This is a genomic window from Paenibacillus sp. TSM33 (assembly GCF_056099025.1).
Genome location: NZ_JBLZXB010000006.1, coordinates 13,166 through 26,299, shown reverse-complemented (window position 1 = coordinate 26,299; position 13,134 = coordinate 13,166). Strand labels below are relative to the sequence as shown.

12 protein-coding genes and 1 riboswitch are annotated in these 13,134 nt (G+C 46.6%); of the genes, 5 read left to right on the top strand and 7 right to left on the bottom strand.

Features of this window, described 5'->3' with window-relative positions:
• Nucleotides 1-4 precede the first annotated feature (4 nt).
• The 5 genes from ACN6NF_RS01935 to ACN6NF_RS01915 all read right to left on the bottom strand — a co-directional run bounded on the left by ACN6NF_RS01935 (nucleotide 5) and on the right by ACN6NF_RS01915 (nucleotide 6,939).
• Complete coding sequence (locus ACN6NF_RS01935; protein WP_474314654.1) at nucleotides 5-1,162, bottom strand: SMP-30/gluconolactonase/LRE family protein; 1,158 nt, start codon at nucleotides 1,160-1,162, stop codon at nucleotides 5-7.
• Between the two features lie 153 nt (nucleotides 1,163-1,315).
• Nucleotides 1,316-2,329: a zinc-dependent alcohol dehydrogenase family protein gene (locus ACN6NF_RS01930; RefSeq protein ID WP_474314652.1), complete on the bottom strand. Its 1,014-nt coding sequence runs from the start codon at nucleotides 2,327-2,329 to the stop codon at nucleotides 1,316-1,318.
• A 518-nt stretch (nucleotides 2,330-2,847) separates the two neighbouring features.
• Nucleotides 2,848-3,909, bottom strand: coding sequence for an EAL domain-containing protein (locus ACN6NF_RS01925; protein ID WP_474314651.1), 1,062 nt, complete (start codon nucleotides 3,907-3,909; stop codon nucleotides 2,848-2,850).
• A gap of 274 nt (nucleotides 3,910-4,183) precedes the next feature.
• The gene (locus ACN6NF_RS01920; RefSeq protein WP_474314649.1) at nucleotides 4,184-6,286 is read right to left on the bottom strand and encodes a bifunctional 2',3'-cyclic-nucleotide 2'-phosphodiesterase/3'-nucleotidase; all 2,103 of its coding nucleotides are present in this window, start codon (nucleotides 6,284-6,286) and stop codon (nucleotides 4,184-4,186) included.
• A gap of 218 nt (nucleotides 6,287-6,504) precedes the next feature.
• Nucleotides 6,505-6,939 carry a pyridoxamine 5'-phosphate oxidase family protein gene (locus tag ACN6NF_RS01915; RefSeq protein WP_474314646.1) on the bottom strand — a complete coding sequence of 145 codons (435 nt, stop codon included), beginning with the start codon at nucleotides 6,937-6,939 and terminating at the stop codon, nucleotides 6,505-6,507.
• A gap of 268 nt (nucleotides 6,940-7,207) precedes the next feature.
• Nucleotides 7,208-7,317, top strand: a riboswitch (TPP riboswitch).
• Nucleotides 7,318-7,511: 194 nt separating this feature from the next.
• Between ACN6NF_RS01915 and ACN6NF_RS01910 the strand changes: the two genes are divergently transcribed.
• Nucleotides 7,512-8,555, top strand: coding sequence for an ABC transporter substrate-binding protein (locus tag ACN6NF_RS01910; RefSeq protein WP_474314645.1), 1,044 nt, complete (start codon nucleotides 7,512-7,514; stop codon nucleotides 8,553-8,555).
• A gap of 8 nt (nucleotides 8,556-8,563) precedes the next feature.
• On the opposite strand, the gene ACN6NF_RS01905 is transcribed toward ACN6NF_RS01910, so the two are convergent.
• Complete coding sequence (locus tag ACN6NF_RS01905) at nucleotides 8,564-9,007, bottom strand: hypothetical protein (RefSeq protein ID WP_474314643.1); 444 nt, start codon at nucleotides 9,005-9,007, stop codon at nucleotides 8,564-8,566.
• 59 nt (nucleotides 9,008-9,066) lie between these two features.
• Between ACN6NF_RS01905 and ACN6NF_RS01900 the strand changes: the two genes are divergently transcribed.
• Genes ACN6NF_RS01900 through ACN6NF_RS01885 form a run of 4 tightly spaced genes read left to right on the top strand, consistent with a single transcriptional unit; the run spans nucleotide 9,067 to nucleotide 11,970 of the window.
• The gene (locus tag ACN6NF_RS01900) at nucleotides 9,067-9,360 is read left to right on the top strand and encodes a thiamine-binding protein (RefSeq protein ID WP_474314642.1); all 294 of its coding nucleotides are present in this window, start codon (nucleotides 9,067-9,069) and stop codon (nucleotides 9,358-9,360) included.
• Nucleotides 9,357-10,133 carry an ABC transporter permease gene (locus tag ACN6NF_RS01895; protein ID WP_474314641.1) on the top strand — a complete coding sequence of 259 codons (777 nt, stop codon included), beginning with the start codon at nucleotides 9,357-9,359 and terminating at the stop codon, nucleotides 10,131-10,133. Before ACN6NF_RS01900 ends, ACN6NF_RS01895 begins: the two co-directional genes overlap by 4 nt.
• 45 nt (nucleotides 10,134-10,178) lie before the next feature.
• A complete protein-coding gene (locus tag ACN6NF_RS01890) occupies nucleotides 10,179-11,132 on the top strand; it encodes an ABC transporter ATP-binding protein (RefSeq protein ID WP_474314639.1) in 954 nt (317 codons plus the stop codon).
• A complete protein-coding gene (locus tag ACN6NF_RS01885; RefSeq protein WP_474314637.1) occupies nucleotides 11,125-11,970 on the top strand; it encodes a TatD family hydrolase in 846 nt (281 codons plus the stop codon). The genes ACN6NF_RS01890 and ACN6NF_RS01885 overlap by 8 nt, the downstream gene beginning before the upstream one ends.
• A gap of 177 nt (nucleotides 11,971-12,147) precedes the next feature.
• Here the strand turns inward: ACN6NF_RS01885 and nfsA are convergent, their stop codons facing one another.
• Entirely contained in the window at nucleotides 12,148-12,891 is a 744-nt protein-coding gene (gene nfsA, locus ACN6NF_RS01880) for an oxygen-insensitive NADPH nitroreductase (protein WP_474314634.1), read from the bottom strand.
• Nucleotides 12,892-13,134 lie beyond the last annotated feature (243 nt).

Genomic DNA, 13,134 nt, shown 5'->3' with positions numbered 1-13,134 from the left:
AAGCTTATTTGGTTAAAAGCACGCGATGAACACCCTGGCTGCCTCCAGGAGCTGTACCTATATATAAATATCCGTCATGGTTTACAGCCGTGGTTACCCCATAAAGCGAGCCTTCAGGATCATGCCAGCTTCCGATGAGTTTACCCTGCGGATTAAGCTCCACAGCAAGTCCATGCTTCACAGGTGCGCTTGCACCGCTGAGCAGCGATTGAGGCAATTTGGCCATCATTCCAGCCAGCCACGGGCTTCCATGCATCTGATCTACAAAGGGAATACGTGTTGTGAAGAGACCGATCCAGAAATGGCCTTGATCATCACGCGTAATGTTATCCGGAAAACCGGCGAGATTATCCGCAAAAATATCCGAAGTCCCCTTCTTCGGCCCTTTGAGCCAGTATCGGGTCAATTGGTAGTGATACGATTCTGCCACAAGTACAAAATCTTCATCCGCAGACAAGGCAACCCCGTTCGCAAAATAAAGGCCTTCCAACAGAACTGTCGTCTGCTTGGTCGCCGGATCATATTTCAGCAAACGTCCATGCGGCTTGTTCTCGGCGATTTCTTTGAAGACTACACTGCCATAATTGGAGGTGTCAGAAAAATAAATGGTACCATCTTTGGCAATATCCAGCTCGTTGGCCAAATAGATCGGTGTGCCGTCGACTTGATTGGCCAACACCGTCACGTTTCCGGAAGGATCTACCGACAGCAGCCCCTTCTTAACATCCGTTACGATCAGATTTCCACTTGCGTCAAACATAAGTCCATTGGGCGTTCCTTTGGTATCTGCATATAGCTGGGCCTTTTGCGGATTGCCCTTTGTATCGAAGGCAACCTTATAAATTTTCCCGTCGGAGTCTCCCGTATATAAATTTCCTTCCTTGTCAAAGGTGATAAATTCCGGAAACTTAGGGGCATCTGTAACAAGCTCTGCGGAGCTGAGTTTGTTGTTTTGTTGCCATGGACCCGCTTGTTCAAAAGAGGGGGCCGAAGGTGCAAGCCATTTTGCAGGCTGGACCGGGGAAGGGATGAGCATAAAAATAACCACTCCCAGAAGGATTACCGACAGCAGCGATAATCCGGTTCTGCGTACCCACTTACGCGGTTTCTTATTCTTTCTTCCTTGAGAATCTTTGACAGATAAATCAGGTTTACTGGGCATTAGAGTGCCTCCTATGTGATGTGAATAATATTTCAGCATTTTGCATAATTCGATACCCAACGCTCGAAAGTACACTATATAGACGAACTAAACCGTTTCGATCTATATATTGCTGATTTGAAATCGCTCTTGGGATTTATGCAAAATGCTCATTTATATTTGAACGACGATTTTACCGAAATACTGTTTTCCTTCAGCCAAAAGTGCGAAGGCTTCGCCGATTCGGCTGAGCGGGAATACCCGGTCGATAACAGAATGTAAACGATGGCGGGAAATGGCACGATTCTTGTTTTCGAAATGTTCCCGGTTACCGACTTGGCTGCCGCGAATCGTCGCAGCCTTCTGCAAAATGCTGGTGACATCGAACTCAGGAATGGTCAAGCCCGATAAGAATCCGACCATGCTCACAGTCCCTCCGGTACGAAGTGCATTGATGGATTGAGCCATTGTTGCCGCTCCCCCTACATCCAGGACATGGTCGACTCCGCCGCCTGTCAGCTCCAGAGCCACCTTATCCCACTCTGGAACCTCCGAATAGTTGATTGTCTGCCATGCGCCGAGAGCCTTTGCCCGTTCCAACTTGTCATTGCTGCTCGAAGTGATAATTACCCGTGCTCCCGCCATCAGAGAGAATTGAAGCCCAAAGATGGAAACACCGCCTGTTCCTTGCAAGAGCACCGTATCTCCCGCTCGTAGCCCACCGGATTCCATCAGCATGCTCCATGCGGTTAATGCCGCAATCGGCAAGGTGGAAGCCTCCTCCCAAGAAAGGTGATCCGGAATGGCGACGACCCCTTCTTCATGCAAAACGATATATTCAGCCGCCACTCCACTGAGCGGGCCTCCCAGACTGTCCTTTAAGACCTCCGCTCTCGTGCTCCCGCCAATGAATTTCTGTTGTAAATTTGCTGCTACCCTTTGTCCAACCTGGAATTTTGTCACCCCTTCGCCCACAGCTACAATTTCACCCGCTCCATCGGATAACGGAATGAAGGGAAATTGAATGCCGATCGGCATGACTCCGTTGATAACTACCAAATCACGGTAATTGAGGGACGCTGCCTTTATGCGGATCAGAACTTCTAGCCGTCCCGGCACCGGTGTGTCAAGTTCCGTCAAGGTTAACTCTTCAAAGCCAAAACCGTTTTTCAGTTGCACTGCTTTCATTTTGGTTGTCCTCCCTGTAATGTTAAACCTTTTACCTAATATAGAGATACAGTGTATTAATAAGGAAACTATGTTTCTTATATAGTACACTGTATCCAATTGTCTTCAAAACGTCAATCTTTACTTTAAAAATAAAAACGGTCGTAAACTGCTTCCGAGCTTTTAACGTCCCTTAACAAGTAAAATTGAAGACTGGGTGGCTTTGCTTGTCCAGAGCTTGTTCAGGTGGGCAAGCATGACCAAAAAACGCGAGTGCAGGGGTGAATAACCTCTGCACTCGCGTTTTTTACATCAGCATTTTGCATATTCGATTCCCAACGCTTAAAAGTACAATATATAGACAAACTAGACCGTTTTGATCTATATATTTCTGATTTGAAATTCCTCTTGGGATTTATGCAAAATGCTCACATTAATGTTTGTATAATAATTATAAAATATGGTTGTAATCCACTCATGGGACAACCCCATTTAAGCTCCAATTTTTATAAACTACATCTACTTAAATTTGTTCCTGACTATACTACTCTACTAAGTATAAAATTGGAGGGCGGCGTAGGCTCCGGCTTACCAAACAAATAACCCTGGGCCAGTGACACACCTGCATCACGACAAAATTCAAAATCCTCCATTTGCTCTACACCCTCAGCTAACACTTGACCACCAAAACGAAAAGCGGATTCCACTATCCCTGTAATTTGCCGTTTCTGATCACTGTTTCTATGACAGCCATCAATTATACTGCGGTCAATTTTAACATAATCGGGCTGGAGGCAATTCATAAGCTCTGTCGTAGAATAGCCTGCTCCTACATCGTCCAGTGCCACTGAAATTCCCCGTGTACGATATTGTTCAAAGATTTGATGTAAAAAATTCAGGTCGTCTATTTCTTCCGTCTCTACGACCTCAAACACAAAATCCTCTGTATTCATGGATAACCGATCAATTATCTCAAAGGTATGATTCAAGCAATAAGCCGGATTATAAATGGTTGAAGGGAGAAAGTTAATAAATCGTTTAATTCCCATCGGAAGGTATGTCGCACTTTTTTCAATAGCGGAAATACGAGCCGAGCGATCCAAATGAGCATGCAAGCCAGCTTCACGGGCGACTTCAAACAGTCGGAAAGGCTGAAAAGACTTATCTGGCTGTGATGGACGCAGCAAAAACTCAAAGCCGATGATATTCAGCTTATAGTCAACAATAGGCTGCATATGGCTGGTAAAGTTTTGATTCTTAATAATACTCACCAGATCCGGATGTTGCAGTCGAGCTTGCAATTGACTAAATAAAAGCCAGTCCTCAAATCCCTCAACATGATGCAAGCCAGTCACCACAACTTGCATTCGGTCCAAGCACTCCTGCGGCAGACGAGCCAGTCCGTTAACCAGCTGTTCCAACTGTGAACGGCTGTCATAGCGAAACACGATGTTACCCTCACACCAATGTTCTTGTTTCATTTGTTCCGATAGCATACCCAAGCCCTCTAATGCTGGAGTAAGCGACACCCTAGAATGCCTAATTTTCAGCAATCCTTGATCCTTAATAGGTAATATGATGCTGCAATTGCTGCAAGTCATAATGGTCCTCCTCGGAACAATTCCCCGGTTTTTTCACCATTATATCACAAATAATTAGAACAAAAGTACTATATAATTACGTGTTTTGACAAAAAATAAGCTTAATCCGAACAATAACTTAGGACTTAAGTATATCTTCGACAAAAACAAAGCCTTTTTATACTCATGATAGACGCGGTAATGTTGTATTTGGCATCAAAAAAAAACAGCAAATCTCTTCATTTAAAGAGACTTACTGCTTCATTCTGATATGGAGTGGAAACTAAAATCCCAGTTACTTAGATGCCTTTGGCTTCGTTGTTTTAGCTGGTTTTGCAGCCGCAGGTTTAGTCGTTTTGACAGCTGTCTTCGTTGTAGCTTTCGCGGGAACCACAGCTTCCTTTGCAGGAGTCGTGGCTGCACTAGGTTTAGCACCAGCTTTCAAGCTGTATTTGGCAAAACCGTCTCCCGCGCTGCTCAAGTATGAAATTTGTTGATTGCCTGCCAGCACGTCTTTGGCATCAGGAGAGGACTCAAAGGTAACCTTGGCCTGACCAAAAGGAGCAATAGACCAGTTACCGTCCGCTGACGGGTTAATCGTTTCGTTCGTACGAATATAATCGACAACGACTTGGCGACTTTCATCCGGTGCTGCCATCACAATTCGTTTGCCATCTGGGTTGGCCAATTTGGAGGAGGAAGCACGATAGTTATTGGTCGCAACGATAAATTTCTGGGCAGGATCAATAGCCTTCCCATTGTATTGCAGATCCTTGATACGATGGGCCGAAGAATCAATAATAGTTCCCTTGGCATCATATCGTGCAGGCTGAGTTACATCAATCTGGTAATTCACACCGTCAATCACATCAAAATTGTAGGTTGGGAAATCTCTGTTGATCAGCGATTGTTCCTCTGTTTTGCTAGGATCAATGCGGTTGAACTGACCCGCAGACCACTCCAGCCACTCCTGAATTTCAGCACCAGTAACTTCTACGGCATGAACCGTGTTCGGATACACGTACAGATCGGACACGTTCTTAATCGCTATTGTACCTTCAGGAATGTTGGTATAATACTCGGCACCGTTGCGACCACCGGCTTTGAATGGAGCGCCTGCCGATAATACAGGGAGATTTTCGTATTCTGTTCCTTTAAGATGGTTTTGAACATACCATTTCTGTGCATTTGTCACAATTTGAATGGACGGGTCATCCTGCACTAATGCAAAGTAGCTGGTAATCGGTGCAGTCGTTGTACCGACAGGTTGACGAATATAATCCAGCGTTCCTTGGTGCTCTTCTTTAACCGCTTCAACCAGTTTAAAATCAGGAATAAACTGCGCAGCCTGATTAGTGGTACTCACAACTGGACGAACTTGAGACTGAGAGTCGATGACGTGCCACTCACGGTTTTTCTTTTCAAGGCTCAGATCAATAATACCCAGATCCTTGCCCCACGATGAAGCTTCTACTGCTGGTACGCCATTAATGGTTCCTTTATCCAGATCTACCCCGCTCATATCTTTAAAATCTGAGCTTGGGAAAGATTTATGAGCATGCCCAAACAAAATCGCGTTAATTCCGTCTACCTTGCTCAAATATTTAACGGCATTTTCCATCATTGGCGTTTGCGGCACATCCTCATACCCTGTATGTGCAAGCACGACAATAATGTCAGCCCCTTCTGTTTTCATTTGAGGAATAAACTTTTTGGCTGTTTCCACAATATCCTTCGTAACGACCTTATCCTTCAAATTGGCTTCATCCCACTGCATAATTTGAGGTGTTACCAGACCGATTACACCCACTCTGAGTGTGTGCTCTTCGCCCTTCTCATCCATTACTGTTTTATCAAGAATCTGATAAGGGGTAAAATAGTTTTTAGTAGCTTGGCCCCCTTTATTAACATAAACGTTCGCATTTACGTAAGGAAAGTCAGCGCCCTTGAGGGATTTGTCCAGAAAGTCGAGACCGTAGTTGAATTCATGGTTACCCACTGTAGCTGCATCATAGCCCATCAAGTTCATCATCTTATAGACCGGATGAACACCGCCTTCTTTCTCAAAGGTTTTGTTGCGGGCCATATAATCGCCTAATGGGTTGCCCTGCAGCAAATCACCGTTATCAAACAGCATACTGTTTCTTGTTTCACTACGTGCCTTCTGGATCAAACTAGCTGTACTAACCAAGCCATATTCGTTGGTTTCTTTGTCTGAATAGTAATCATAATTCATCAGCGCCCCATGAATATCCGTTGTCTCCATGATCCGCAGATTCACCGTAGCGCTATCGCGGGAATCGCTAGCTGCCCAGGATGGAGCTGCTGAAAACACCAGCAGGCTGCAAGCTACAACTGCTGCTGTAAACCCTTTAAACCAATTTTTACGAAATAACAAAATATACCCCTCCTCATTAAGGTGTATGCCTCATATACATACTTTTGCACATATATGTAAGCTTTGAACCCACCATTCCTATTTTAATCCAACGTAGGACAAAAGAGTAGTCATTTGCTTAAAATATTTATGAAAAAGTAATTAGTTTCTGCACAAAAAAAGCCAGTAAATCTCCTGAAAAGGTCGGGAATTTACTGACTTATAAATTTATATTGTTTCTATTTCGTCCACACTTGGCGCTCCGTTTGTTGACCCACGTACTCAATACGAGTCGGATTGACGTCTAAAATGACATAATCGGGATCATCCGGTCCAGAAAACCATTTTTTCAGAGAGTCATTCCACACTTGTTTGCGTAACCCCTCATCAGCTGTAACCTGGACGGTAGCTTCCACTTCCAAGACTTCCTTCGTGCCACCCACTTCATAACCCAGCAGCAGATAAGCATTCGGATTGTCCTTTAGCTCCTCCACTTTATGTGTTTTGCGATCTGTCGCCAGATGAATGTTCATTCCATCGTTAAAAAGGGCCATATAGCGTACCTTCGGTTTCCCGTCCTCTACCGTACCTAACGAGCAAAATTTGTTGTTATCCAAAGCCTTCACGATGGCCTGTTCCAGCTGACTACGATCCAATGTCTCCGTTTTACCCACAGTACAACAACTCCTTTTTACGAATTAGAATTCTATAGGGCTATGCCACTTTGGCACCAGCTCTTCTGGACATACTGTGCAGCTGTTCTGAAATAACATGACCGGATCAGTTCTGAATGATTCATGTTCATTTTCAGATCGAAGCTCACAGTAAAAGTGTACCCTGTCGTTCGGCAAATGAACCGTGAGCGCTTCCTTAAGGCTGGACAGACCCGCCTTCAAGGCATATAATCGTCGTAGTAAACCCGAATAACGAACCCATTAAACCATACAATGCCAGGGGTGCTGGAATCGGCCGGCTGAGAGTGTGTCCCAAGACACTGACCCTTACAACCTGATCTGGGTAATGCCAGCGTAGGAATGCTTAAGCAAGATGTACCTTTTATTAAAACAGGACATCCCTTACTTTGGTATATACAAGCGCAAGCGTCCCGAATCTCGGGGCGCTTTTTTTGTTGAAGATGAAGTTGTTGGAAAGATTGCGTTCCGGCAGATGTTATTTTGTGAAAATGGGGAACATAAGCTGTCTGATTGGACGGATAACGGGTAATTAAAAAGGAGAGAACACAACGATGAAGCGCATGAAAATGTTAAGCCTGAGTATGGTCAGTCTATGGCTCATGGCTCTGACTCTGGCCGCTTGCGGCGGCAATCACCCTACATCGCAAAAGGAGGTTCCTGCTGCCGACACTTCAACGTCTACCTCGGCAAAGGGGCTCAAAGATGTTAAAGTCGTACTTGACTGGACACCCAATACGAATCACACGGGACTCTATGTCGCCAAGGACAAAGGATTTTACGAAAAAGCAGGCTTAAATGTCCAAATTGTTCAACCTGGTTCAGGGGGAGCCGACCAAATGGTTGCTTCGAATGCTGCACCTTTTGGTATCAGCTATCAAGAAGGCGTCACTCAGGCTCGCATCCAAGGCGTACCACTCGTATCTATCGCTGCGGTGATTCAGCATAACACCTCTGGCTTCGCAGCTCCGGTAAACCGCGGAATTAAAAGCCCGAAAGATTTCGAGGGTAAAAGCTACGGCGGCTGGGGTTCTCCTGTAGAAGAAGCGGTCATGAAATCCATCATGGACTCAGACCAAGGTGATGTGAGCAAAGTGAAAATCGTCAATATGGGCAATGCAGACTATTTTACAGCCGTGAAGCGGGATATTGACTTTGCCTGGATATTTTACGCATGGACCGGGATTGAGGCCAAGCTTCGAGGCGAGCCCTTGGATATGCTGTATGTAAAAGATTATTCCAAAAGTCTCGATTACTATACACCTGTAATTGTGAGCAATGAACAGACGATAAAAAACGATCCTGACCTAGTCAAAGCGTTCATGGACGCTACCGCACAAGGCTATGAATACACCATCGCCCATCCGGAAGAAGCCGCAGATATCTTAAGCAAAGCTGTGCCGGAGCTGGACAAAAAACTGGTACTTGCTAGCCAAAAATGGCTAAGCCCGCGTTATCAGGACGATGCCACGCAATGGGGCGTACAAAAAGCGGAGGTATGGCAAAACTACTCAGACTGGATGTATGAACGCAAGCTGCTCAGCAAACCTTTGGAAGTCGATAAAGCCTTCACAAACGACTTCTTGCCCAAGCGTTGATCATTTTGTTAAAACGCTAAATTACCAGCTAAATAAGACTGAGCTAGAAAAGTGAACGAGGCTCCACTACGCGGACGGATGGTGCTTCCCAGCGCCACCGCCCCCGGATTTCTCGAAATAAAGTCCTCAGCAGGGTAGAAATCCAGGGACAAAAGCGACCGCTTCGCTTGTACAGCACCATTCCGTCCACTTCGTTCTCGTTCCACTTGGTCTACTTCTTTAGTCTCATGGTATCTAAACGCAAAAGCAGGTGCGCTTATGTGTAAAAATGCCACACAACTTAGCTTTAAAAATAAGGTGCTTTTAAGACGGTTGGCAGCGGAGCGGTTCATTTGAATCTGGAGAAGCGAAGCGGTCGCCTTTGCTGTTGGATTCTTACCTTTAAAAATTAATTCAAAGAATCCCCCGGCAACAGCGATCGTAAGATCAAATGAAACGCGAAGCGGTCTCAACCACCTTAAACCAATCTTATTTTCCTAGAACTTAAAACTAAAGGACAGGTGAAATTCACATGGCTAATACACTTCTTAGTATTCAAGTCATCCCTAAAACTCCTAATAACGAAGACTCTTATCCCTATGTAGACAAGGCGATTGAGTTCATCCAGCGTTCCGGTGTCAAGCATCAGGTAAATCCATTGGATACGACAATGGAGGGCGAACTGGACGAACTGCTGAAAGTCGTCAAAGATATGCACGAGGCCTTGACAGAAGCTGGAAGTCCCAGTGTCATTTCACAGATCAAAATCGCACATAACCCGCAGGGCATCAGCATGAACAAGCTGACCGAGAAGTATCGCCCATGAATCCGAAAGGCAAGAACGCATCCTGGTGGAAAAGCGTATGGCCGCCCCTTGTGGCGGTCCTCTTCTTTTTAGCGGCTTGGCAGGGAGCGGTTTCCTATTTACATATTGAATCCTGGCTGCTGCCAGCTCCATCCCTAATCGTTCAAGAGGGCATGGCGCAATCGGCGTTGCTTGGCACCCATACATGGGCTACGATTCGCCTGACACTTGCGGGATTTGCTATAGGGACAGCAACTGGACTGTTGATCGCCATCGTTCTTCATACGATTCCTTTTCTCAAATCTGCTCTGTACCCGCTCTTGATCCTTAGCCAAAACATTCCGATTATCGCCCTCGGTCCGTTGCTCATGGTATGGTTCGGTTTTGGCGTGCTGCCCAAGCTTATGGTCATTACATTAGTATGCTTTTTTCCCGTGGCTGTAGCAGCCATGGATGGGCTGACACGGACAGACCGTATGATGATGAACTATATGCGGATGTCGGGTGCAAGCCGCCGGGCTATTTTTATGAAGCTGGAGCTGCCTCACTCCCTGCCACAAGTCTTTTCTGGCATTAAAATCGCTGCTACCTACAGTGTGATGGGCGCGATTATTGCCGAATGGATTGGAGCCAGTGAAGGAATTGGATATTATATGTTGCTGCAAAAATCTGCCTATCGTACGGATCTCATTTTTGCCGCTATCGGTATTATTGTTACACTCAGCTTACTGATGTTTGTCGTTATTCTACTACTGGAGAAATGGTTGGTGCACTGGAAGCCCGATCAAGAATAGCCTTCACATATTGCATTAAAGCATTAATGAAAGGACGTGGCACATATGAGTCTGCATCCGACGGACTTGACATCACCACCCGTGGCTGATGAACAGCAACAAGCCGGAGAACCGCAGGCAATGGCACCTGCTCCTCCTGCTATGGAATTGGACGGGATCAGCCTCGCCTTCCGGGAAAAGCGAAGCTCACTGCCTGTACTACAGGATGTATCCATTACCGTTAAGCCGGGCGAATTTGTCTCCCTCATTGGTCCGTCAGGCAGTGGCAAAAGTACGCTGTTTCACATCATCGGCGGGCTGCTCAAGCCGCAGCAGGGACATATTCGTATGCATGGACAGGACGTGACTGGTGAACGCGGTCATATTAGCTATATGCCGCAGCAGCCCGCCCTTTTCCCGTGGCGCACCACGCTGGACAACATACTGCTCGGGCAGGAAAACGCACCGCGAAAGGATGCAGCAGCAAAGTCCCGATACGTCAGCGAACGTGAACGGCGCAAAGAAGCCTTGCAATGGCTTGAGCAGGTTGGGCTGGGCAAGTTCGCGAATGCGTATCCGCATACGCTATCTGGTGGCATGCAGCAACGTGCGGCCTTTCTTCGCGCCTTGCTTAGCCCACAGGAATTAATGCTGCTGGATGAGCCGTTCAGCGCACTCGATGCGCTGACACGTGCAGACATGCAGCAATGGTTATTGCGGATGTGGGAGAAGAACCGCCGCTCTGTGCTGTTCATTACCCACAGCATTGAAGAAGCGCTGTTGCTCTCCGACCGCATTTATGTGCTGTCGGCGCGACCTGCTTCAGTGATGCATGTCGTAGACGTTCCTTTTCCTCGCCCGCGTAGGGAAGAAATCACCCTCGATCCACGCTTTATGGAATGGAAGCGGACAATGACTGGCTGGATGCGTGAGGAAAAGCACAAACTGGACGGCGATATGGACACCGCTGAAAGTGTCCGTAAAAACACCTCTGACGGCGGGGTAAACCATTATGAATGATTGGAATGTGCACTCTGCATTGAGATTGAACGTCGCAGCAACTGTTCCCTTAATCGACGCACACATTCATGTAGACAGTTACCCACCTGAACAACAGGAGCTATTGCTCGCTTCCCTTGCCGACAACCATGTAGAAGCCATCATAGCCGTGTCCATGCATCTCGCCTCCAGCCAAGCCAACTTGCGCCTAGCTGAGCGTTGGTCCGGGCTAGTACGTCCAGCCTTCGGCTTTCATCCCGAACAGGCTCTGCCATCACAAGCTGAGCTTGATCTGCTGTTTGACTGGATGGACAAACATGTACAGCAGATGATCGCGGTGGGTGAAGTCGGCTTGCCCTATTATAATCGGCTGGAGGCCTCACGCCGTGGAGAGCCCTTTGACCTTGCTCCTTACGTAGCGCTGCTGGAGCATTTTATCCAGTTTGCAAGCAAGCATAACAAGCCCATCGTGCTGCACGCTGTTTATGAAGATGCAAACATAGCCTGCGACCTATTGGAACGTCATGGCGTTACGCAGGCGCATTTTCACTGGTTCAAGGGCTCTGCCACCACAACCGAGCGTATGGCCCGGAATGGCTATTATGTGTCCTTCACACCGGATCTCCTGTACGAAGAAGAAATCCGCAGTTTGGCAAGACAGTATCCGTCTGATCAGGTTATGGCAGAGACAGACGGCCCATGGCCGTTCGAGGGTCCTTTTACCGGACAGCAGACACATCCACGGATGACTGCCGAGGTCATTCGCGCGTATAGCAAGCTGACCCGCCAAGATGAAGCTGCTGTCCGTCAATTATTTTATGATAATACGAGCCGCTTCTACTCCCTGTGTAATTCATAAAGGCATATCAGCTATTTACTAAAAGGCTCACAACCACAACTTGTAGTCAAAGCAAAGAACCTCCTTATATACGCAAAACTTAATCATGCGTAATCAAGGAGGTTCTTGTATTTTACATACACGTGTTGCTCAAATGCCGCTCACCCATTGCAGCATTTTTTTGTCGCTGCTCCACTTTTATTGCTTCAAGAAACCCTTCTGTTCCAAAAATGGCTTCAACTGCAAGCGCGCTGGTTCGGTCAGTCTCGTCGCCATTTGCTCAGACCAAGGTGTAGAGCGTTGACCGCCCGTACGTTCCTTCAAATACTCGGCTGATGTGTGGTCGTATACCTCTACAGCTTTCATCGTCTGATTTTTATCGTAACCGTTCATATGCAACACACCGGACAGTGGAAGACGCGGACGCAAGCCTGTTTCCTGATCCGGTACACCAATGCACATACCGAACACTGGATATACCAGCTCTGGTAACCCTAACAACTCGGATACCTCTGATATTTTAGTACGAATGCCCCCGATGTAAACGATGCCCAAGCCGAGTGATTCAGCGGCCACCGCTGCATTTTGTGCAGCTAACGCGGCATCAATGGTTGCAACCGTATAATTTTCGACGGACCCTTCATAGGAAGGCTGGCCTGGCTGATGATGAATCGTCACCTGCTTCAAACGATACAGGTCTGCGCACCACACCAGAAATGTCGGGCACTGCTCAACATAAGCCTGCCCTCCTGCCAACTCGGCCAGTTTTGTTTTCAAAGAAGGCTCGGTAACGGCAATAACGGTATATGCCTGCACATTGCTGGACGAGGATGCCATTTGGCCAGCTGCCACAATAGCTGCGAGCTGCTCGTCGGTAATGGGGTCTGACTTGAATTTTCGCACAGACCGGTGGTTCATCAACAAGGAAATCGTATCATTCATGACTGCTTCACTCCTAATCCATAATATAAGCTCTTTATCTGCTTCAAGCTGTGAGTACACGAGTAGGTTTTTGCATGCTTGCATGGCACTCCTACAAATATTATGAAACTTTCGAGAATGATAAGCAACCTGACGCAATGAAGAGGGTTTGCATGAATTAAATAAATGAAATACACAACAAAAAAGCAAGTACGCACAAAGTCAAAATTGTACGTACTTGCTTCAATTAAAAAATGATCTCGC